Genomic DNA, 21,969 nt, shown 5'->3' on the forward strand with positions numbered 1-21,969 from the left:
TTCCGCGCCGCGTCAGATCGGTTATGACGCGGCGTGGAAGTCGATCTGTTTTACGAACTCGCCGTCCCCGCGCATCTCGGCCGCAGCGAAGCGCAGGTGCTTGCCGAAACGCTCGACGAACTCGCCCTCGCCGATCACCTCGGCTTTCACGGCGCCTGGTTCGTCGAACATCATTTCATGCGCGAATACTCCCACTCCAGCAGCCCCGAGCTGATCCTCGCCGCCGCCAGCCAGCGCACCAGCCGCCTCCGCCTCGGCCATGCCGTCGTCGTCATGCCCTACCACCACCCGGTCCGCGTCGCCGAACGCTGCGCCACGCTCGACATCCTGAGCGGAGGACGGCTCGAAATCGGCCTCGGTCGCGGCTTCTCCGCCCCGGAATACGCCCTGTTCGGCGCAAAAATGGCCGACAGCCGCACCCACGTCCAGGAAGGCCTCGCCATCCTCCGCGCTGCCCCCGGCGCCCCGTTCAGCCATCACGGCACCCTGCATAATTTCACCGATCTCGACATCCTGCCCAAACCGCTCCAGCGCCCGCACCCCCCGCTCTGGACCGCCGCAGTCAGCCCCGCCAGCTTCCTCTGGGCCGCGCAGGAAGCACTCGGCGTGCTCGCCGGCCCGTTCAAACCCTGGTTCATGACCCGTCAGGACATCAAATCCTACCGCCGCGCCTGGCGCACCGCCCATGGCGACCTCCCGCCGACCCCCGGCCAGAACAACCGCTTCGCCATGACCATCGGCTGCCTCTGCCTCGAAGACGGCGACGAAGCCCGCCGCCTCGCTCAGGGCTTCGTGTGGTACTACCAGCGCCTGCTCGACCAGACCCGCCCGATCCTGATGCAGCTCCGCGAAAGCTACGAATACTACCACCGCCTCCGCTTCCTCGAACCTTTGCTCCGCCGCACCCTCAGCCTCCGCCTGCTGGAAACCATGGGCATGGTCGTGGTCGGCACCCCGGAAGATTGCCGCCGCCGCCTCGCCGCCTACGCCACCGCCGGGGTCGACACCCTCATCCTCGCGGTCGGCGCCGGCATGGTCCCGAGCAGCATCACCCAGCGCTCGCTCCACGTCCTCGCCCGCGACGTCCTGCCCCATCTCGCCCGTCTCCCCGCCACCACCATGACCACCGCCACCATGACCACCGCCTGACCCGATGCGCGTTCTCGTCACCGGAGCCAGCGGTCACCTCGCCCGCGCCCTCCTGCCGCTCCTCGCCGCCGACCCCGCGATCACTGAAATCATCGCGCTCGACCGCCATCCCCCCATCCTCGCCCACCCCCGCATCACCCCCCGCATCGCCGACCTCGCCACCACCGACCCCACCCCCCATCTCGACGGCATCGACACCCTCATCCACCTCGCCTTCGTCGTCCTCCAGGCGAGCGCCGACCGCTACCGCACCCTCACCCAGCCACCCCACACGCAACCCCACCCCCTCCACCGCATCGCGCGCCGCCTCTCCCCCACCACCCGCGCCACCGACCGTGCCGCAATGCGTGCGATCAACCTCGGCGCCACCCAATCCCTGTTCGAAGCGGCCGCCCGCGCCGGCACCCGCCACATCGTCTATTCCAGCAGCGTCGCGGTCTATGGCGCCTGGCCGGACAACCCCACCCCGATCCCCGAATCCCACCCGCTCCGCCCCCAGCCCGGCTTCGCCTATGGCGAAGATAAAGCCGCCGTCGAATCATGGCTCGACCGCTTCACCCTCGCCCACCCCACGCCCCGCATCACCCGCCTGCGCCTGCACGCCATCATCGGCCCCGCCGCCCAGCCCCTCGTCAACGCCCTCGCCACCGCGCCGCTCGCCCTCCGCCTTTCGCCCACCCCGCCCCCGATCCAATGCCTCCACGAATCCGATGCCGCCCGCGCCATCATCGCCGCCCTCCACGCCCGCACCGGCGGCACCTACAACATCGCCGCCCCGACCCCGATCCCCTGGAACGCCATCCCCCGCCGCCTCACCCTGCCCCTGCCGCCCGCCATCGCCGAAGCCCTCCACCGCCTCGCCTGGCCCTTCACCGATGCACTGGGCGATCCCGGCTGGCTCGCCGGCCTCCGCCACCCCCTGATCGTCGACACCCGCAAAGCCGCCGCCGAACTCGGCTGGCACGCCGCCCACAACGTCGCCAGCGCGATAACATCCGCGCGGCATCCCGCGACCACATCCATGCGAAACCCCGAATAAATCCACCCCGGCCCATTTCTCCCTGCCCTCACCCGTGGCAAAAGACCGCATGACCCCGAGCACCCTGACCCGCGCTCCGGCCCCCGACCACGATGATCTCGTGGACCGGCTGAACACCCACAGCACCCGCTACCGCGACCCGGTGCAGAGCATCCCGTGGGACACGCTCGACCCGAACCTCCCCTGGCTCCCCGACCACCTCATCTCGCTCCACGGCACCGAAACCTTCGACCGAATGACGCCCGCGCAACGCCGCCGCCTCTCGCACTGCGAATTCGTCGCCTTCTGCGAACTCGGCCTCTGGCTCGAAATGCTGTTCATCCAGCGCCTCGGCGGCAACAGCCTCACCCAGCTCTATCGCGACCCCGACGATTACCACTACCAGCTCCACGAGCTCCGCGAGGAAGTCGGCCACAGCCTGATGTTCCTCGAAACCCGCCGCCGCAGCGGCATCGACTTCATGACCCCGCCGCACGAACGCCCACCCCTCGCCCGCCTGTTCGCCCGCTTCGCCCCCCAGCACGCCGCCGCCTTCTGGGCAACCATCCTGATCGGCGAAGACGTGCCGGACCGCATGGGCCGCCTGATCGTGGCCGACCGCACCCTCCCCGAAGCCGTCCTCGCCATCACCCGGCTGCACAGCCGCGAGGAAGCCCGCCACATCGCCTTCGCCCGCACCATGATCGCGCGCAAAACCACAACCATGCCGTCATGGCAGAAAGCCGCGACCGCCCTGATGCTGCGCGAAATCATGCGCCAGTTTCTCGATACCGCGTTCTACCCCTCGCCACGCGTCTACCGCGCCGCCGGGCTCGATCAACCCCGCGCGCGCGCCGCCGAAGCCCGAAGCAACCCGCACCGCATCGCCCTGCGCGCCCAATGCGCCGCCCCCAGCCGCGCAACCCTGCGCGACAGCGGCTTCAACCTCTGAGCCGAACCCCGCTCAAAAATCCAGATCGGCGTAATGCGGCGGCGGATTGAACCCCGACACCCGATCCGCCAGCAGCGCCCGGAACGACGGGCGGGACTTGATCCGCGCATACCATTCCTTCGCCGCCGGCACCGCCGCCCAATCAACATCGCCGATAAAATCGAGGCACGACAGATGAGCCGCCGCGGTGAAATCCGCGAGCGACAAATTCGCCCCCGCCAGATATTTCCGCGTCTCCGCCAGATGCCCGATATAGGTCAGATGCACCCGCAGCGCCGCATACCCCTCGCGCAACCGCCCCGCTTCCGGCGCCCCGCGCTTCGCCGCCGGCTTCATCACCTTCTCATAAAGCAGATTGCGTGAAACCTCCTGCGCGAACCGCTCGTCGAACCACGACGTCACCGCCCGGATCTCCACCCGCTCGCCCAGCGTCCGCCCGATCAGCGAAATATCCGGATACGCCTCATCGAGATACTCGCAAATCGTGTTCGAATACGGAATGACCAGCCCATTCTCCTCGGTCAGCGTCGGCACCGTCCCCGCCGGATTCATCGCGAGATACTCCGGCCGCCGGTCCCAGGTCTTTTCCAGCCGCAACTCGAACGGCAGACGCTTTTCGGCAAGGGCAAGGCGCACTTTCCGCGCATAGGGCGATAACGGCAGGTGATACAGAATACGCATGACACCGGCTTATGCCATCTGCCCCCGCTCCTGCAAATCGCCCGTCAGGTCGCACCCCAATCCCCCGACACATTACGATTAACGCTTTACATATATAACCGGTAAGTTACATTCGTCGCCGCGTGCGTTGAAGACTGTAATATATCCCAAAAACCAGGAAATCGTCCATGCAAACTGATAATCCCCTGCTCGCCTCCGGCCGACGCGGCATGATGATCGGCGCGGCCTCGCTCGGTGCCCTCACCATCGCCGCGCGCAATGCCGCCGCCGCCGAGTCCGGCTCGGTCACCCTCCCCTTCGCCAAGGGCAAGCGCGAAGTCCTCGCCGCCGGCACCTTTCCGCAAAAAGGCGAAATGATCCTCCAGCGCACCCGCGCGCCCCTGCTCGAAACCCCCTGGCCGGTCTTCCAGCACCACCTCTTCACCCCGAACGATCAGGCCTATGTCCGCTGGCACATGGCCGACTTCCCCACCAGCATCGACACCGGCACCTATAAAATCAGGGTCTCCGGCAAGGTCAAAAAACCGTTCGAAATCAGCCTCGAAGAGCTCGTCAAGGCATTCCCCGCCAAACGCATGGCCGCGATCAACCAATGCTCGGGCAACTCACGCGGCTTCATCGACCCCCGCGTCCCCGGTGCCCAATGGGGCAACGGCGCCATGTACAACGCCATGTGGACCGGCGTGCCCCTGAGCCGCCTGCTCGAACGCGCCGGGATCGAGTCCAGCGGCACCCACGTCGCCTTCCGCAGCCTCGAACAGGGCGGCGGCCTCTACCCGCCCAGCGCCACCTTCGAAAAAGTCCTGCCGATCAAACGCGCCAACGACGGCGAAGTCATGATCGCCTACCAGATGAACGGCGAAAACCTCCCCCTCCTGAACGGCTACCCGATCCGCCTGATCGTCCCCGGCTGGTACTCCACCTACTGGGTCAAAATGCTCACCGAAATCGAAGTGATGGACCACCCCGGCACCGGCTTCTGGATGGCCGTCGCCTACAAAATCCCCGACACCCCCACCGGTGAAATGACGCCCGGCCAAAAAGGCGTCAAAATGGTGCCGATCAATAAAATGAAGCCCCGCAGCTTCTTCACCAGCGTCGAAAACGGCACAAAACTGCCGCGCGGCAAAACCACCACCCTCACCGGCTTCGCCTTCGGCGGCGGCAGCGCCCTCAAAACCGTCCAGGTCTCCCTCAACGGCGGCAAAACCTGGCGCACCGCCATGCTCGGCAAAAACTACGGCGCCTACGGCTTCCGCCAGTGGCACATCAAAGCCGCACTCGGCAAACCCGGCACCTACCGCCTGATGGTCAAAGCCACCAACGCCGCCGGCCACGTCCAGCCCCCGGTCGCCGGCTGGAACCCCGGCGGCTTCATGTACAACGGCATCGAACACGTCGACGTCACCGTCGCATAAGCAGGAACCCCCGCCATGAAATACAAAACCATCGCCCTGCTCGCCGGCGCCGCCCTCTCACTCACCGCAATCGCCGTCGCCGCAACCCCGGTCTTCAAATCAGAATCGGTCAAAATCCCGGTCCCCGGCGCCTACTTCCAGGGCACCGATGCCGCCATTCTCAACCAGAACTGCGCCTATTGCCACTCCGCCAACTTCGTCAACGACCAACCCACCCTCTCCCCCGCAACCTGGACCGCCGAAGTCACCAAAATGCAAAAAGCCTTCGGCGCCCCCTACGACACCGCCAAAATCCCCTCCATCGTCGACGCCTTGGTCGCCCGCCAGAAAGCAGGCAACTAACATCGCCACTCCGAAAGATGGGTAGCCCGCGCTATCCATCTTTCGCCGTCCTGCCCAAAGAAGAAAGCTCAAGAAAGCACTTCTTTTTTGCAAAAAAGAAGCAAAAAACTCTTTTGAATCTAGGCCCGTGCCCTCTCGAACGCCCACGCCCCAGATAACAAAAGTTTTTTACTACTTTTTTTCAAAAAAGTAGCCCTTCCTTACCTTGCCCTGCCCTGCCGCAAGGAAAAGACACAAAAACTCTTTGAATCAGGGTCCGTGCCTGTGGCGAGGTCCGTGTGACCGGACCTCGCTTTCGATCAGTCTCAGTGAACCGTCGGACCATCCACGATGTCGGTGTGACGCGGATCGTCGCTCACCGGTCCCGGCATCATCCCCGCCAAGTGATCGGCAAACTGATGATTGACGTCCCGGTGCAGCGCCTCATCGGCACGGACGGCGAGCACCACATCCCGAAGCCGTGCATCCGGAGCGAGTTGCCAGTAATCGATCGCAATACGCGGCGCGGGAATATTCTCGACCAGTCCGGCATCGATCTGTTCGAGATACCTTGTATAGCTGACGACCGCCTCTTCCTCGAAATAGCCGACGACCCGATGCGCCGTTTTCGGGGAGAACAGATACAGGAGAAAAAACGAATTGTAGAATATGCCCTGAACCATGAAAACGAGCGTCCGTTCGAGGCGGGACGGACACGCGATCTCCATGAACGTCATCAGATGCATCCGCTCGTTCTCGGCTTCGTCGAGCAATGTGTAGATCCACCCGCGATCATCGCTCATCCGCCGCAAGCAGGTAAGGTGCTGCAACGCCCCTCCGACCATGCCCGGAACCGCCGCAACGGTTTCGAGCACCACCGCGCGATTGCCATATCGCTTGGCAAAGAATGTATCCGCGGTGAAGCGAAGAACCTTGACGAAAGCGTAGGCAATTGTCTCGGACGCCCCCGTCGGCGCCCGTCGTGAATCGAGTTGCAGCCCGGTCTCGGCGGCGTCCTGATACCGCCTGCGGGTCGGGGTGATGTGGCTGCGTTCCGGCGTATACATCTTGTGGTGCTCCTGAATGATCGACGCTCGACATTGTGCGTCAGTGGAGTCGGATAGCCTTTGTTACAACCTTGAAGCTCACTCGGCGGCAGCGGAGGTATGCTTCGCCTTGGCCTGCAGCTTATGGATCTTCATTGTCTTCATCGCGAATTTCTCATAAAGCGGCTCGCTGGTGCCGCCCTTGATCTTGCGAATGAAGTATTTCTCGAACCCGATCTTGGCGAGATGCACCCACTTGCCATCGGCCGCCCAGTTCACATTGCGCGGCGGCAACTGCGGTTGGGCAACGAACACGACGCCGCCATCGCCGAAATCCGCAATGCAAACGGCATTCCAGGTCGGCTTTTCCGTCGGCTCCCGATTGCGCAGCAGGGCACCGATATTATGCGCCGTGGCGGTCACCATCGATTCGATCATGAAACCGGTTTTCGGCACACCGACCGGCACCGGCGTCGGCCCGATCGGCGGGATCGCAACGCACACGCCCACGGAAAACACGTTCCGGAATGTCGGGTTGCGCTGGTGCTCGTCGGCGAGAATAAACCCGCGCGGATTGACCAGCCCCTCGATGCCCTTGACCGCCGCGACGCCACGAAACGGCGGCATCATCATCGAAAACTTGAAGGGCAGTTCATGGGTCTTGAGAATACTGCCATCCGGGTTAATCTCCTCGGAGACCATTTTCCCGGCGGTGATTTCCTTCACCCGCGCGTTGGTGATCCATTTGATATGCCGGTTGCGCAATTCGCTTTCGAGCAACCCCTTGGTGTCGCCGACACCATCGAGCCCGAGATGCCCGATATAAGGTTCCGGCGTCACATACGTCATCGGCACCTTGCTCCGCAGCTTGCGCTTGCGCAGTTCGGTATCGAGGATCAACGCGAATTCATAAGCCGGCCCGAAGCACGAAACCCCCTGCGCCGCGCCGATGACCACCGGCCCGGGATTGCGGCATAATTCCTCGAACCCTTCATAGGCCTGCACCGCATGTCCGGTCTCGCAGATCGAAAACGTATGAGCATCCGGCCCCAGCCCTGGAATCTCGTCGAACGCAAGCTCCGGTCCCGTTGCGATCACCAGATAATCGTACTTGTGTTCGGTGCCGTCATGCAGAGTTATACTGTTGTTCGCAGGATCGACCCGCTGCGCCGCATGGGGGATGAAGTTGACCTTCTTTTTCTTCATGACCGAAGTCAGATCGACCTCGACATCCTTGCGCTTCCGCCACCCGACCGCAACCCACGGGTTCGAAGGATAGAACTGATAGGATGAACTGGTGCCGATAAGGGTAATTCGATCCCCTGGCCGGAGTTCCAGTGCAAGTTCATAGGCCATCAGGCTACCACCAAGTCCGGCGCCCATAACGACGACTTCAGCCATCTATATCCTCCGACATATTCTAATTATTATATATTTACTGCGCATCTCGTTTGATGGCACAAATCTTTAGCTACTCTTCCAATTTTGACATATCAAGAGAAAAGAATATGGAAAAAATCTTTTTTAAACTTGTCCGCTTAGTGCGCCCGACGCTTTCCGGAAGATGGGGCCAAAACGCCGCTGAGGCGGGCTGACGCGTGAATGGGTCAGAATCCCGTTGCCGATGCGTTTATCCGATTGGCGCTTTCTCACCCCCACCCATTATGCTTATAGTCCCATGTGACCGAAGCACCCCGCCCTCATGAAGCCTTGACCGAAACCCTCAAAGCCATCTTTGCGGGTTTCCATCGCGAGGCGGTCCGGCTGGCCCAGCACCACCGGGCCGCAATGCCGATGGTCACGCTGCTGCTGGGTTATTTCAACCGCGTCGTGATCCGCTTCGCCCGCTCCGCTGGCAAACCCGCAGCGCCACCCAAGCCGATCCGCGAACCCGCACCAGACAACACCGAGACCGCGCCGCCGAAACCATCCCGCCCGCGCAAACCGTCGCCGTTCTCCACCCAATTCGCCTGGCTGCTGCATCTGCTGCCGACCACCCCGACCACCGGCGTCGTTGCCGCACAGGCCCATCGTGACCTGATCGCGTTCGTCAATTCGCCCGAGCTGATCGCCCTGCTCGCCGCCAAACCGAGCCTCGGTCGCATCCTCCGCCCGATCTGCCGCATGTTCGGGGTCGAACTCCCCGACCATCTCCGCCCGCCACCCCGCGAGCGACGCCAGCGCAAGCCCAACCCCAACCCGAAACCCAAACGCATCATCTGGCCGATCCCCCTCGACCCCGCCGATATCCGCGTCCCCGACGCCAACTACCACGGCGTCCATTTCGGCCCCGGCAACCGCTTCTGGCCACCCAGACGAAAATACCGAAACAACCCCGCATGATCAGTCACGCCGATTTCGTTACGATATCACAACGAAAAACGCGATCGCGCCTACCGGATGATCTCGTAAAGCGCGACCGCCGCCGCCGCCGAGACGTTCAAACTCTCCATCCCGCCCGGCATCGCGAGCGAAACCAGTTCGTCGCAGGTCTCGCGGGTCAGCCGCCGCAACCCTTCGCCTTCCGCGCCGAGCACCAGCGCCGCCCGCCGCCCGCCGAGTGCAGCACCCGAAAGCCGCGTCGTCCCGCCGGCATCCAGCCCCATCACCCAGATATCCGCCGCCTTCAGCGCGATCAGCGCGCGGGCGATATTCACCGTGCGCAACAGCGGAATCCGTTCCAGCGCGCCCGATGCCGCCTTGGCCAGCGCCCCGCCTTCCTCCGGCGCATTGCGCTCCTGCGCAATCACCAACGCCGCCCCGAAGGCCTGCGCCGAACGCATGATCGCCCCGACATTGCGCGGGTCGGTAATCTGATCGAGCACCACCACCGGGCCACGCCGCTTCAGCGCATCGGCCAGCGAGGGATTGGCCAGCGGATCGGCCTGCAACCCGATCCCCTGATGAACCACCCCGCGCCCCAGCATGGCATCGAGCTTGTCCCGCTCGATCCGCTCGCCCGGAATCGCCCAGGGCTTCGGCAACCGGGCCGCAAGCGCCGCCTCGCCCTCCTCGGTCAGCACCAGCCGCCGCAACCGCCGCGCCGGATTGGCCAGCGCCGCCTCGACCGGGTGAACCCCGTAGAGCCACAATCCGGACGCGGTTCCCGCACTCGGCCGGCGATCGCGCTGGGCATCCTGCCGCCCCCGATGCTCCGGCCGGCCCCCCTGATTCTGCCCTTGCGGACGCGGTTTGCCGGATTTCCGAAGCTGATCACGCTGTTCCATCGGCGCTCTCTACCCTGCGGAACACGGCGTTGACAACGCCGTGCCAATCGCAGAATACGGGCAGCGGAAGAGTGCCCGAGTGGCTAAAGGGGGCGGACTGTAAATCCGCTGGCGTACGCCTACGTTGGTTCGAATCCAACCTCTTCCACCATCCCCCCTTCGCAGACCCCTCAGTGCGGGATCATCCACGGCATCAGATATTGCTGCGCCATCACGAGCAGGCCGAGCAGCGCGGTCAGCAGGATGCTGTGCTTGAACGTCCGCGCGAACACCACGCCCTCCTTGCCTTTCAGATCAGTCACCGAAACCCCGGTCGCGATGTTCTGCGGCGAGATCATCTTGCCCATCACCCCGCCCGAGGAGTTGCTGGCCGCAATCAGGATCGGGTTGAGATGCAGCTGGTTGGCCGCGACCACCTGCAGATTGCCGAACAGCGCATTGCCCGACGTGTCGCTGCCCGACAGGAACACCGCCACCCACCCGAGAAACGGAGAGACCAGCGGGAACAGCACGCCGATCGAGGCGACGCCGAGGCCGAGCGTGTAGTTCATCCCCGAATAGTTCATCAGATAGGCGAGCCCGATGATCAGGGCGACGGTGAAAATCGCAATCCGGCTCTGGCGCCACGTGGTCCCGATCGCCTTGATGAACACTGCCGGACCGACCCCGACGAGAACGGACGTGATCACGGCGGCGAGCAGGATGGCGGTACCGGTCGCGAGCGGCTGAAACACCCAGGCCGCCGCGTAGGGCTTGTGATAAAGCGTGATGAACACGGCATTGTTCAACCCGGGCCACGCAATGACCTGCTGGCCGATCGCAAATATCTTCAGATCGGTCCAGATGATCACCACCGCCGACACCACGACCCACGGGATCCAGCCGCGCCAGCGTGCGATGCCGCTGGCCTTGTGCAGGGCAAGCACATCCGCACGGATCGCGAACTGATCGTCGTGCGCCGGGCGCCAGACCTGAAGAAACCCGATGGTGACGATCAGCGACACCAGAGAGGACAGCACGTCGGTCAAGGCATAGCTGACATAGTTCGATGTGACGAACTGGGTGAGCGCGAAACTGGCTCCCGCCACCAGCAGCATCGGCAGCAGGGCGCGCACCGAGCGCAGCCCGCCATAGATGCCGATCACATAGAACGGCAGGAGGAACGCAAAAAACGGCAACTGGCGCCCGACCATCTGGCCGAGCGTATCCGGATGCAGCCCGGTGACCTGACCGAGCACGGTGATCGGCACGCCGAGCGCCCCGAACGCGACCGGCGCGGTATCGAAAATCAACGTGAAGGTCAGCGCCTCCAGCGTCGGAAACCCGACCATGATCAGCAGCGCGCTGGTAATCGCAACCGGCGTACCGAAGCCTGCGATGCCTTCGAGCAGACAGCCGAAGCAGAACCCGACCACCACAAGCACCACCCGCCGGTCGTTCGGCAGATGTTCGATGATCCATTCGCGAAACGCGTCGAAATGCCCCGATGCGACCGCGATATTATAGAGCAGCAACGCATTGACCACGATCCACATGATCGGCCAGAGCGCGAAGACCACACCGGCGGCAACACTGTCGAGCGCAAGGCCCGCCGGGAACCGCCAGACCAGAATGGCGATGATGAGGGCCGAGATCAGGCCGCCCAGCGAGGCCTGCCACGCCGGCCGCCTCAAAATGCCCAGCATGACCAGCACGACCGCGATCGGCAGGGCCGCAACGGCGAAGGACGCGCCGAGGCTTCCCGCGACCGGCGTAAGCAATTGATGAAACATGTTGACTCCCCAAACTCATTTATTGTCAGCACGAAACCGTGATCGTAAACGATAAGTCCATCACCGACACAAGAGCCGTCGAATATTTTTTTCGGCATCGAAAGACCGAAGTCCCCCGCCATGCCTGCCACGTCGCCCGGCCCGGCGCAGCTGCCGCTGCATGACCGTGCCGGATCGGGTATAGGTGCGCTGGGGGCATGGCCCCGTCTTGCCGGACCACCTTGCCCCACCCCCTCGTGTGCGGCTATCCGGCAGGGTTGAACATATTTGTTGCAACGGGAATATAGTTGGCATGCAGAACACCGAGGTCGTCACCACAGTCCAGCACTGGACCGACCGTCTCTTCAGCTTCACGGTCACGCGCGATCCGTCGTTCCGGTTCGTGGCGGGGCAGTTCACCATGATCGGGCTGGATGTCGAGGGGCGCAAGCTGATGCGCGCCTATTCGATGGCCAGCGCCACCTATGACGAACATCTTGAATTCTTCAGCATCAAGGTGCCGTCTGGCCCACTGACCTCGCGGTTGCAGCATATCAAGCCGGGGGACCGCATCCTGGTCGGGCGCAAGCCGACCGGCACGCTGGTCGCCGACAATCTCAAACCGGGACGGCGTCTCTTCCTGCTCGGCACCGGCACCGGCCTCGCGCCGTTCATGAGCATCATCCGCGAGCCGGATGTATACGACCGGTTCGAGCAGATCGTGCTCGTTCATGGCTGCCGCCACGTCAGCGAGCTGGCCTATGAGGACTTCATCACCAAAACCCTGCCCGCCGACGAGTTCATCGGTGAACAGGTGCGCAATCAACTGGTCTATTACCCGACAGTGACGCGCGAAGCCTTCCGCCACACCGGCCGGATCACGACCCTCCTGACCGAGGGGTTCGATCCCGCGTCCGCCCTGCCGCCGCTGTCGCTCGAACAGGATCGCGTCATGCTGTGCGGCAGCCCGGCATTTCTCGCCGATGTGGTCGCCCTGCTCGAACAGCGCGGCTTCGCCGAGGGCAATTCCTCGCATCCTGGCGATTACGTGATCGAAAAGGCTTTCGTCGAGAAGTAACGATCCGCATTTCAGGAGTCATCACGACTGCTGAAATGCCCCTCGCTTTCGCCCGACCCACCACCAACGTGCTCCGCAAGCCCGCCGAGCGCCCGTTGCTGCCCCTTCGACGATAGCCGGGTTGATGCAATCAATAGTTGCATAACTTCCGGACCACCGGCATTATCACGGACGATTTGAGTCGAATAACCCGCCAGTCTGTTTCATTATTTATTCAATTATATCAAAAACTGAGCCTCACATTTACGTGATCGTAAGTTTTGTCATCGACAATCGATTATCCTCTGACCGATCAAATGTTGCTTTGACACTCATATCCCTATTGATTTAACAAATATCGTAAAATTGATCTCGTCCACCGACCAATAAGTAACAATCAATATTTATACATTTGATGATTTTAAGACTTTCCCGCCAATAACACTACGTTCGAAGTCTTGACTCCCCGCTCGTCTGTCGATCCTGAAAGGTAACCCGATGCATATCACCAAACTGGATATCGAGACCGTCACCCGCCTGGCCGATGCGCCGACCCGGTCCGATCCGCGCGTGGAAATGGCCGCGCGCCTTCCCGCCTCACTCCAGCCGTTCCTGACCTGGCTGACCGCCAAACCGGCCCCCGGCGAACCCGCGGCACCGCGACCGCCGGTTTCCTATGTCCGCGAGGCCGTGCTGCTCGTGCTCGGCGGGTGCGCGGCTTCTTCCCTGGCCATGGCCGTGCTGCCGCTGGACTCCGTCGCGTTCTGGGCGCTGCTGTTCTGCGGGCTGCTCGCGACGAGTTCGGGGCTCGGCCTGTTCCAGGTGGTGATTTTCCATCATTGCTCCCACGGAACCGTGTTCAGCACCCGCGAACGCAACCGCATGGTCGGACGCTGGGTTTCCGCGATCCTGCTGTTCAAGCATTTCGACATGTATCAGCGCGAGCACATGCTGCACCACAATGCCAACAAGCTGTTCACCGACGATGACGAATTCACCGATTTCGTGGTCGGCATCTGTGATCTGCACACCGCGCTGGACCGCCGGGCCCTGTGGCGCAAGCTGCTGATCCTGCTGGTCTCGCCCTGGTTTCACGGGCGCTTCATGGTCAAGCGCATTCAGGGCAGTCTGATGTCGAAGGAGCGCCGCCATAATCTGATCGGGCTCGGCGTGTGGGGCACCCTGCTGATCGGGGGCCTGCTCCTGCATGTCCTGCCGATCGTGCTGGTCGCCTGGGTACTGCCGGTCACCGTGCTGCTCCAGATCGCCACCGTCTTCCGGATCCTGTGCGAACACCGGCTGCCCTCGGCGGAGATCATCGCGCTCCGGGGCAAGCAACTGGTCTGCGAGGCGACCGCAGGAGTGTTTCCGGGCCGGTATCCGCCGCCTGCCAGGCAATCGACGCTGCGCCGCCTCGGCGGCTGGACGCTCTGGTGGGCCGACATGCTGACGATCCAGCTGTTCGTTCGCGTGTTCGTCCTGGTCGGCGATGCGCCGTGCCATGATTTCCATCATCGCCGCCCCGGCAAGCGCTGGACCGACTACACCCATGCCCGTCAATCGGATGCCGATGCGGGGTGCCCGGGCTTCCCGGCCAATTACGTCGAAAGCTGGGGATTGTTCACGGCGATCGACCAGAATTTTGCGGCGATGGCGCGGGCGCCGGCCGATCTGTTCGGCTGAGGTGCCCGGCCCGACACGCCGCTCACCCGCCTGCCGGTTCGGATTGCCGCCCGCCGCACCGGACATAGCTTGCGGGGAGGGTGATGATCACGCTGGTCCCGGCGCCCGGGGCGCTCCGGATGGTGAGGGTCGCGTTGTGGGCTTCGACCAGTTGCTTGGCGATCGGCAGTCCCAGCCCGGCGCCCGATACCCGGGGACCGGCCGGGTCGTAGACCTGCACGAAGGGTTCCAGCGTGCGGGGCAGATCCTGCGGGGCGATGCCGATGCCGGTATCGCTCACCGTGATCGATGCGCCGTCTCCCGCCGAGGCGATCCCGCCGACCGTGATCACGCCGCCCGCCGGGGTGAATTTCAGGGCGTTGCCGATCAGATTGGCGAGGATCTGGCGGAACCGCTCGTAATCGATCGAGACCTCGATGGGCATTTCCGGAACCGCAACATCGATCCTGATCTCGCGGCTCGCGGCCTCGGCGGCGAAACTCCTGACCGCATTGCGCAGAAGCACGCCGAGCGACAGCCAGTCCCGCCGCAGGTAGGGCACGGTGTTGTTGAAGCGCGAGAAATCGAGGATGTCCTTGACCAGTGCGAGCAGCCGGTGACCGGAATCGAGGATCTGGCGGGCGAATTCGTCCTTCTGCTCGGGTCCCGGCGTCTGCCGCCCGGTTTGCAGCAGCAACTCGGAAAACCCGATCACGGCTTCGAGCGGCGAGCGGAACTCGTGACTGAGCGTGGCGAGGAAACGCGCGCGAACCGCATTGGCGTCTTCCGCCGCCTGTTTGGCCTCACGCAGGGCGATCTCGGCCCGCTTGCGCACCAGCAGGTCGTTATAGACCGCAAGGGATACTTCGACGAGTTCACGATCGCCGGCTTCGAAGGCACGGTGGATGTTGCTTTCGGTGCGATTGCCGAGGAGCAGGGCGCGACCGGTCGCCGGGTCGTACGCCCACAGGATGAAGGGGACGCCGAGCAGATCAATCATCGGGGCCGCCGCCGCGACCGGCGGGGTGCGTCCGGCAGTGTACAGGTGGTCGGGCGGATCGGGCAGTGTGAGCAATGTCGGGGTCGTCGTTCCGAAGGCGTGCTGGACCAGAAAGCGCTCCGGCGCCGCGGGATCGACCAGCAGCAACGCCGCGCAATCGCACACCGCGGTATCGGCGATGGTCGCCAGCATCAGCGGGCCGATGGTTTCCGCCGGGATATCGTGGTCGATGATCTGATAGGATTCCCGGACCAGCCGGGCGACCGTGCGGCTGCGGCGGGCTTCGCGCGCGACGCGGCTCTGCTCTTCCTGCGCGCGCAGCAGGCGGGCACCGATCTCGTTATATTCGCGGCGATAATATTGAAGTTCGCGTTCCAGTTGCTCGAAGCTGGGGTTCGGCCCGTCGGTCATGCCGTGCGCTGGAACACCGTCAGAACGCCGGTCCAGTCGAGCGGGCGGCTGTAATCGCCCGCGAAGGGCGCGATTTCCACGCCGGAATAGAAGCCGATGAACGGAAAGCCGGGTTTCAGCGTACGGAGGACGAGATCGGCCTCCTCGGTTTCGGCCCCGGTCATGACGCTCGCGCGGCCGGCGCAGTCGATATAGAGGCCGAAGGCGCACTCGCCGTGCAGCCCGGCCTCAAGATCGGCAATTCCCTGCGTGACCGACTCCAGCATCAGGGCGTTGTCGCGGCTCATGATCTGAACCCGGGTGCCGATGGAGAAATCGGGTTCGAACAGCGTGATCGAGCCGCGCGCCGGGTCGGCCTGCAGGATCAGGCGGTTGACGTAGTTGTTTTCGTCGAACGGGGCAAAGGGATCGCCCTGTTTCTGGCCGAGGGTGGCGACCAGGGATAATTGCTGGCCGCTGGTGGTGCCGAGTTCGAGGCCGAGCGTCCGTTCGATCACGGTCAGGGCGGGCTGACCATCGAGTTCGAGCACTTCGGCACCCTCGACCCGGGTGATTTCGAAAAAACTGCTCACCGGGCGGCAGCCGTGGAGAATGGCGGTGGCGGCGTGCAGGCCGGGCGGAAAGACCAGGGCGGTCATGGCGTGCTTGGCAATGGCATGACCATCGAACATCCAGCCATCCGACAAATTGATGTCGGTCAGCAGGCCACCGCCGATCACGTGAAGGGGCAGCCCGTCGAGCGCGGCGTGGAAACCGGCCATGATCCGGCTCGCCGGATGCAGGCGGAGCGGGGCCGATGCCGCGACGCTGTCGAACAGGATCAGAACCGCCGAACCCGGCGCGGCCTGCGCGCGCACCGCCCGCCCGAGGGCTTGGCCCGCTGCTTCCTCGCTCTCCAGCAGGTCGCGATTGGTCAGGATTTTCGGGGTGACGTCGGGGCCGCTGAAGGCGATGATGCCGATTTCGAGGCCGGAATAGCCGAATCCGCCAGTCCCGACGCCGGTCCCGCCGCCGGCGATGGCACCCGCCGCCGAGCCGCCGGCGAGCGGGATATCTCCGAACGAGGCGCGCAGCGCGGCAAGGGCGGCCTCTGGGTCGTGCTTGCCGCCGACGAAGGCGAGAATGAGATCAGCCGGACCGGGGAGTTGCTCGCGGCACCGGGCGACCGTGGCCGCGACGTCGATGCCGGCTGCGTATCCCGTGCTGATCGTGGCGGTCATGCCGGTCGTTCCTTGCGCTGGAGCGAAGGGCCGTACTGCGGCCCGTGGAGCATGACCTGATTACGCCCGTTGCGCTTGGCGTCATAGAGGGCGGCATCGGCCAGGTCGATCAATTCCGCCGCGACAACCGGCGCCTGGGCGATGGTCACGCCGATGCTGGCGGTAACCATCACACCCGGCGCGACGGTCATTGCCTCGATCGCGCCCCGCAGTTTTTCGGCGACGGTGATGGCGACGCCCGGATCGTCGAGGGCGGTGATGATCACGATGAACTCCTCGCCGCCGAAGCGGGCGAGCAGGTCGCTCTGGCGGAGATGGGTGCGCAGCGTGTCCGCGACGCCCTGCAGCACATTATCGCCGACCGTGTGGCCGAAACGGTCGTTGATCGCCTTGAACCGGTCGACATCGAGCATCAGCAGCGCGAAGGTGCCACCCAGCGGGTCCGCGCACAGCCGGTCGAGATAACTGTGAACATAGCGGCGGTTGTAGAGCTGGGTCAACGGATCGATCACTGCCATATGCAGGGCGCTCCCGACATCGACGCGCAGCCGGTCGTGATGACGCTTGCGGCGGATGTGGTTGCTGGCGCGCAGGAGCAACTCGTTCTCATCGAGCGGCAGCATCAGGCAATCGGTCGCTCCGAGATCGAGGGCGCTGATCAGCGTGTCGCGTTCGTCCGGCTCGGCGAGCAGCAGCACCGGCGTGTCCTGGGTGGCAGCGCTCGCCCGCAGCCGGGCGACCAGGCGGAGGGGATCGCCATCGAGCAGGGACAGGCTGATCACGATCAGGTCGAAGCCGTCGTCGTCGGCACTGTCGTCGGCATCGCGATCGGCGCCGGAGGGCACGACGACCATGCCTTCTGACGCAAGAACCGCGCTGATCCGCGCGGCACGACTGGCGAGATGATCGATCAGCAGCACGCGGGCATCGGCGATCGAGGTGTCGTCCGGTCGCTCGACCCGGAACCCGAGGGCGGCGGCGGTCTCGTCGCGGGCGCGCCACTGGTCCATCAACCGCTTGAACCGGATGATGCCGCGCAGGCGGGCGAGCAGGATACCGTATTCGATCGGCTTGCTCATGAAATCGTCGGCCCCGCTGCTGAGACCGCGCCAGCGATCGGGCGAGTTCTGGAGGCCGGTGATGAGGATGACCGGAATATGGGCGGTGGACCGCCCGGCCTTGAGCATGCGGCAGATTTCATAGCCGTCCATGCCGGGCATCATGATATCGAGCAAAATCACATCCGGCTGCCAGTCATGAGCGATCGCCAGCGCATCGCAGCCGACCGAAATTGCCTTCACCTCATAATATTCGGTGGCAAGGCGGCTTTCCAGCATCCGCGCGAAGGGCGATACGTCGTCAACGACCAGTATTCGTGCAGTCAAAATCTACTCCATTACGGGAGAAACCATCGCTCCTCATGGCAGGCACGATATTCACTTCGATAGAGCGAAACTTCCAAATATCTATTGTCGAAATAGGCGATTATCCTCAGGACTCCCCTCATTCCTATATCGTACCGAATGTTCCGTTGAAAACTGACTGTTGAGCGAGGTTTTTGGCGAAGTTTTCGATCAATGGGCGGAGGCGATGCTCTGGCATATTAGGGATGAGTTCGTAGAGCATGCATCCTTGCCGGAAGAGCGAGTGGGTCCGCAGCTTTGAGGTATTGGATTTGAGGTGCCTGTCATAGCCGAGCGCTTCTCCGGTGGCGCCGAGCAGAGTGAGCAGGGCGACGGCGAAGGCATTGAGCAGCCACAGGCGATCGCGCCGCTCTGGGGTGCTGACGTGGATGGCGCCCATCCCCATGCCGAAGCGCAAATTTTTGGTGTCGCGGAAACCCGGTTCAATGGTCCAGCGTTTCGCGTAGAGATTGATCAGTTGGCGCGCGGTATCATCGGTGGTGCTCGCGGCCAGGCACCACGGTTCCTTCATACCTTTGTCCCGCACGCAAACCACCGTGCCGACGGTGAACCGTTCGGCGGTGACCGCGGCTGCGCGGAGTGTTCTGGCGCGTCCGGCGGCCATCACCCACTCGGCGGCTGGTCTGGCCTCGCCGCTCGCCGCGGTAACCAGGATATTGCCGCGGAAGCGGATCACGTAGTCGAACTTCAACTCCTCTGTCAGCACCCGGTAGAGCTTATGATCGCCGAACCCACGATCGGCGACGATGCAGACGCTTGTTTCGGCAGGCACGATTTCCGCCAGCGCGACCAGCAGGCGGTATTCCTCTTCATTGCGCCGGTTCTTCAGATTGGCCTTATCAACCGTATGCCAGATCAGCGGCGTTGCACGACCGTGCGAACTCAGCAGCGAGAGCATCAAGGTCGCCTGACCATCAGGGTCGAATTCGGTCCAATCCATCGCGACAACGATACGCTCACGCGCACCGATCACGAACGATACCCAACGCCGCAGCACGACGTCCAGATCAATCCCGGGGTTCGAGAGCATGCGATCGACCTGCTTGATCGCATGCTTGGTCAGTCGCCCACGTGCCAGAGCCAGCCCCTGGCCAATCGCCCCAATCGCCAGCGATGCGGTCTCGATGACCCCCAGCGTTGCTCCTGCCAGGGACAGGATCCGCTTGGCATGCAGGTCCTCCCCCAGCAAACCTTCCAGAAAGCGCTGAACATCGTCAAACGACATATGTGTCCTCTTGGCAGCCATCCGATCCTCCAGAAACCAGGACTGATTGCCGGGCAACCTTGGAATCGTGCACCGAGGAACAAGGGCAGCCAGAAAATTCGAACGAAAAGAACCTGGATCAACCGATCCCGATTCCTTCCGAAAATCCAACCCAGCGCTCTCGATTCTCTTTAAACGATAGTTGCGCATTCAATATGAGGGGATGAATGAGGCGATTATCAATTAGTCAGGCAATGTATATCTATGTAAATCTTATAAAATGGCTGAATTCTCATTTGAACGGCTAATTCTTTCGATGCTACCACAATTGCATCAAATCGCAATGACGCAGAGCGGGGCTTCATAATCGATGCCTTGGTCTATGAAGTCGAACGTTGATCGAAAGATACGAAGTTTATTCACTTTTTGAGACGATATTTCTCTCGTCGCGAGGAGTCGGGCATCGCGTGCAGGGGTGGATGGTATGCTCTTTCATGATTGCCGGTGCCGCCCATATCTGCGAAGCCGGTGCGTCATAAATATGTCGGCCCCGACATGCTGTGACCACATTTTCACTGGCCCGCCTTCCTGGCCCGCCGCAATCCGCAAAGGACACGCTCACATGGCAGACCTGTCGCGCGAAGATCGCTGGGAGGCGCGGTTCGCCGCCTCCGATACCTATGTGTTCGGCACCGCGCCCAACGCGTTTTTGGCGCGGACCGCCGCGGCGATCCCGCCCGGCGGATCGGTGCTTTCGGTGGCGGATGGCGAAGGACGCAACGGGGTGTTCCTCGCGGGGCTCGGCCTCGATGTCCATTCCGTCGAGGTTTCGGCCACCGCGATCGCCAAGGCCAAGCGCCTTGCGGAAAGCCGACGGATAGAGCTTCGGTTCGAACAGGCCGATCTGCTCCGCTGGACCTGGCCGGTGGGGCAGTACGACGCCGTCGCTGCGATTTTCGTGCAGTTCGTCGGGCCCGACGAGCGGCCGGGGTTTTTCACGAAGCTGATCGACGCGCTCAAGCCCGGTGGACTGCTCCTGCTCGAAGGCTACCGGCCGGAACAGGTCGCCAACCGCACCGGCGGTCCCACCGATCCGGCGCATTGCTACACCGAGGCGATGTTGCGCGAGGCGTTCGCCGGGCTCGAAATCGAACGCCTCGAAAGCTACGATGCCGTGCTCGATGAAGGGGCCGGCCATTCCGGCATTTCGGCCCTGATCGATCTGGTCGCCCGCAAGCCGGGCTGAGCGAGCGCGCCTAACCGGAAGCAGCGCGCAGCGCCCGGTCGAGGTCGGCATAGAGATCCTCGACATGCTCGATCCCGACCGAGAGGCGCAGCAGATCGTCCGGGCAGGGCGTGCCTTCACCCTCGATCGAGGCGCGATGTTCGATCAGGCTTTCGACCCCGCCGAGCGAGGTCGCCCGGTGCCAGACCCGCACGGCGGCGGCGGTGGCGATGGCATGGGCGGCACCGCCGCGCACCCGGATTGACAGCATCGAGCCGAAGCCGTCGCGCATCTGCGCTGCCGCGATCGCGTGGCCCGGATGATCCGGCAGGCCGGGATACAGGACATGGGCGACATGATCATGCGCGGCGAGACGCGCGGCCAGGGCGGCGGCATTGGCGGCCTGGGCGGCGGCGCGCAGGAACAGGGTGCGCATGCCGCGCATCAGCAGGAACGCCTCGAACGGCCCGAGGATCGCGCCGCCCAACCGGCGCGCGGTGACGATGCGCTGCCAGTCGGCATCGTCGCGCGCACCCGCGACCACACCGGCCACGACATCGGAATGGCCGTTGAGAATCTTGGTCGCGGCGTGCATCACGAAATCCGCGCCCAGCGCGAGGGGCTGGAGATGATAGGGTGACGCGACCGTGGCATCGACCGCGAGCCGCGCACCTGCCGCGTGGGCGATGCCGGCGATCGCGGCGATGTCCGTGATGGTCCAGAGCGGATTGCCGGGGGTTTCGATCCAGATCAGGCGGGTGCGACCGGGCAGAACGGCGGCGGCGACGGCAGCGGGATCGTCCATCGCGACGAAATCGACCGCGATGCCCCGGCGGGGTAGCTCGGTCATCAGCCAATGGCGGAGCGCCCAGTACATGATCCGTGGCGCGAGCACGTGATCCCCCGCGTTCAGCACGGCGAAGACCGCGATCGCGGCGGCCATGCCCGAGCCGAACAACAGCGCGCCGGCGGGGGCAGCCTCCAGCATCGCGAGCACCGCCTCGGCCTCGCGCACCGTCGCGTTGTCCGGCCTGCCATAGACGAAGCCCGAACTATATTGATTGTCGGGATCGCGGATGAAGGTGGTCGAGACGTGGATCGGCGCGATCACCGCCCGCGTCGCCTGATCGATCCGCCCCATCGCCTGGGCGACCCGCGTGGCGGGATGAAGATCGGTCTCGTTCATCGTCTGGTATCTCCTGG

The 21,969-nt window shown here is 63.7% G+C and carries 19 protein-coding genes and 1 tRNA gene; 10 read left to right on the plus strand and 10 right to left on the minus strand.

Translation table 11 applies throughout. The features are described 5' to 3' along the window. The first annotated feature begins 33 nt into the window (after positions 1 to 33). From SIL87_RS14195 to SIL87_RS14205, 3 genes are read left to right on the plus strand one after another with little or no spacing between them, the layout of a single operon-like run. On the plus strand, positions 34 to 1,149 hold the full coding sequence (locus SIL87_RS14195) for an LLM class flavin-dependent oxidoreductase (RefSeq protein WP_319614810.1): 1,116 nt from the start codon (positions 34 to 36) through the stop codon (positions 1,147 to 1,149). Between the two features lie 4 nt (positions 1,150 to 1,153). Next, positions 1,154 to 2,188 carry an NAD-dependent epimerase/dehydratase family protein gene (locus tag SIL87_RS14200; protein WP_319614811.1) on the plus strand — a complete coding sequence of 345 codons (1,035 nt, stop codon included), beginning with the start codon at positions 1,154 to 1,156 and terminating at the stop codon, positions 2,186 to 2,188. Between the two features lie 49 nt (positions 2,189 to 2,237). Continuing rightward, entirely contained in the window at positions 2,238 to 3,119 is an 882-nt protein-coding gene (locus tag SIL87_RS14205) for a diiron oxygenase (protein WP_319614812.1), read from the plus strand. Positions 3,120 to 3,131: 12 nt separating this feature from the next. Here the strand turns inward: SIL87_RS14205 and SIL87_RS14210 are convergent, their stop codons facing one another. After that, the gene (locus SIL87_RS14210) at positions 3,132 to 3,800 is read right to left on the minus strand and encodes a glutathione S-transferase family protein (RefSeq protein WP_319614813.1); all 669 of its coding nucleotides are present in this window, start codon (positions 3,798 to 3,800) and stop codon (positions 3,132 to 3,134) included. Positions 3,801 to 3,967: 167 nt separating this feature from the next. Between SIL87_RS14210 and SIL87_RS14215 the strand changes: the two genes are divergently transcribed. Then, complete coding sequence (locus tag SIL87_RS14215) at positions 3,968 to 5,218, plus strand: molybdopterin-dependent oxidoreductase (protein WP_319614814.1); 1,251 nt, start codon at positions 3,968 to 3,970, stop codon at positions 5,216 to 5,218. 15 nt (positions 5,219 to 5,233) lie between these two features. Beyond that, positions 5,234 to 5,560, plus strand: a complete 327-nt coding sequence (locus SIL87_RS14220; protein ID WP_319614815.1) for a sulfite--cytochrome C oxidoreductase subunit B — start codon at positions 5,234 to 5,236, stop codon at positions 5,558 to 5,560. 305 nt (positions 5,561 to 5,865) lie between these two features. Here SIL87_RS14220 and SIL87_RS14225 read toward each other — a convergent pair whose 3' ends face one another. Both SIL87_RS14225 and SIL87_RS14230 read right to left on the minus strand, forming a co-directional pair. Continuing rightward, on the minus strand, positions 5,866 to 6,606 hold the full coding sequence (locus SIL87_RS14225; protein WP_319614816.1) for an alternative oxidase: 741 nt from the start codon (positions 6,604 to 6,606) through the stop codon (positions 5,866 to 5,868). 78 nt (positions 6,607 to 6,684) lie between these two features. Further along, positions 6,685 to 7,986, minus strand: coding sequence for an NAD(P)/FAD-dependent oxidoreductase (locus SIL87_RS14230; protein WP_319614817.1), 1,302 nt, complete (start codon positions 7,984 to 7,986; stop codon positions 6,685 to 6,687). A 309-nt stretch (positions 7,987 to 8,295) separates the two neighbouring features. Between SIL87_RS14230 and SIL87_RS14235 the strand changes: the two genes are divergently transcribed. Further along, the gene (locus tag SIL87_RS14235) at positions 8,296 to 8,928 is read left to right on the plus strand and encodes a hypothetical protein (RefSeq protein ID WP_319614818.1); all 633 of its coding nucleotides are present in this window, start codon (positions 8,296 to 8,298) and stop codon (positions 8,926 to 8,928) included. Between the two features lie 50 nt (positions 8,929 to 8,978). On the opposite strand, the gene SIL87_RS14240 is transcribed toward SIL87_RS14235, so the two are convergent. Further along, a complete protein-coding gene (locus SIL87_RS14240) occupies positions 8,979 to 9,812 on the minus strand; it encodes a TrmH family RNA methyltransferase (RefSeq protein WP_319614819.1) in 834 nt (277 codons plus the stop codon). Positions 9,813 to 9,877: 65 nt separating this feature from the next. Here SIL87_RS14240 and SIL87_RS14245 point away from each other — a divergent pair. Then, positions 9,878 to 9,963: transfer RNA gene (locus SIL87_RS14245), tRNA-Tyr, on the plus strand. A 19-nt stretch (positions 9,964 to 9,982) separates the two neighbouring features. On the opposite strand, the gene SIL87_RS14250 is transcribed toward SIL87_RS14245, so the two are convergent. Continuing rightward, positions 9,983 to 11,584, minus strand: a complete 1,602-nt coding sequence (locus tag SIL87_RS14250; protein ID WP_319614820.1) for an L-lactate permease — start codon at positions 11,582 to 11,584, stop codon at positions 9,983 to 9,985. 292 nt (positions 11,585 to 11,876) lie between these two features. Here SIL87_RS14250 and SIL87_RS14255 point away from each other — a divergent pair, with 292 nt between their 5' ends. Further along, positions 11,877 to 12,641, plus strand: a complete 765-nt coding sequence (locus tag SIL87_RS14255; protein ID WP_319614821.1) for a ferredoxin--NADP reductase — start codon at positions 11,877 to 11,879, stop codon at positions 12,639 to 12,641. Positions 12,642 to 13,118: 477 nt separating this feature from the next. Beyond that, complete coding sequence (locus tag SIL87_RS14260) at positions 13,119 to 14,303, plus strand: fatty acid desaturase (protein ID WP_319614822.1); 1,185 nt, start codon at positions 13,119 to 13,121, stop codon at positions 14,301 to 14,303. 22 nt (positions 14,304 to 14,325) lie between these two features. Here the strand turns inward: SIL87_RS14260 and SIL87_RS14265 are convergent, their stop codons facing one another. The 4 genes from SIL87_RS14265 to SIL87_RS14280 all read right to left on the minus strand — a co-directional run bounded on the left by SIL87_RS14265 (position 14,326) and on the right by SIL87_RS14280 (position 19,562). Then, positions 14,326 to 15,693 (minus strand): sensor histidine kinase, encoded by a 1,368-nt coding sequence (locus tag SIL87_RS14265; RefSeq protein WP_319614823.1) that lies wholly within the window; start codon positions 15,691 to 15,693, stop codon positions 14,326 to 14,328. Next, positions 15,690 to 16,913: an FIST signal transduction protein gene (locus SIL87_RS14270; RefSeq protein ID WP_319614824.1), complete on the minus strand. Its 1,224-nt coding sequence runs from the start codon at positions 16,911 to 16,913 to the stop codon at positions 15,690 to 15,692. The genes SIL87_RS14265 and SIL87_RS14270 overlap by 4 nt, the downstream gene beginning before the upstream one ends. Next, on the minus strand, positions 16,910 to 18,298 hold the full coding sequence (locus SIL87_RS14275; RefSeq protein WP_319614825.1) for a diguanylate cyclase: 1,389 nt from the start codon (positions 18,296 to 18,298) through the stop codon (positions 16,910 to 16,912). Before SIL87_RS14275 ends, SIL87_RS14270 begins: the two co-directional genes overlap by 4 nt. 124 nt (positions 18,299 to 18,422) lie before the next feature. Further along, a complete protein-coding gene (locus SIL87_RS14280; protein WP_405055273.1) occupies positions 18,423 to 19,562 on the minus strand; it encodes an IS4 family transposase in 1,140 nt (379 codons plus the stop codon). Positions 19,563 to 20,163: 601 nt separating this feature from the next. On the opposite strand from SIL87_RS14280, the gene SIL87_RS14285 reads away from it, so the two are divergent. Next, positions 20,164 to 20,787, plus strand: coding sequence for an SAM-dependent methyltransferase (locus tag SIL87_RS14285; RefSeq protein WP_319614827.1), 624 nt, complete (start codon positions 20,164 to 20,166; stop codon positions 20,785 to 20,787). 10 nt (positions 20,788 to 20,797) lie between these two features. Here the strand turns inward: SIL87_RS14285 and SIL87_RS14290 are convergent, their stop codons facing one another. Then, the gene (locus SIL87_RS14290; RefSeq protein ID WP_319614828.1) at positions 20,798 to 21,952 is read right to left on the minus strand and encodes a trans-sulfuration enzyme family protein; all 1,155 of its coding nucleotides are present in this window, start codon (positions 21,950 to 21,952) and stop codon (positions 20,798 to 20,800) included. Positions 21,953 to 21,969: the final 17 nt, after the last annotated feature.

It is taken from the genome of Acidiphilium acidophilum (assembly GCF_033842475.1).
GTDB classification, from domain to species: Bacteria; Pseudomonadota; Alphaproteobacteria; order Acetobacterales; family Acetobacteraceae; genus Acidiphilium; species Acidiphilium acidophilum.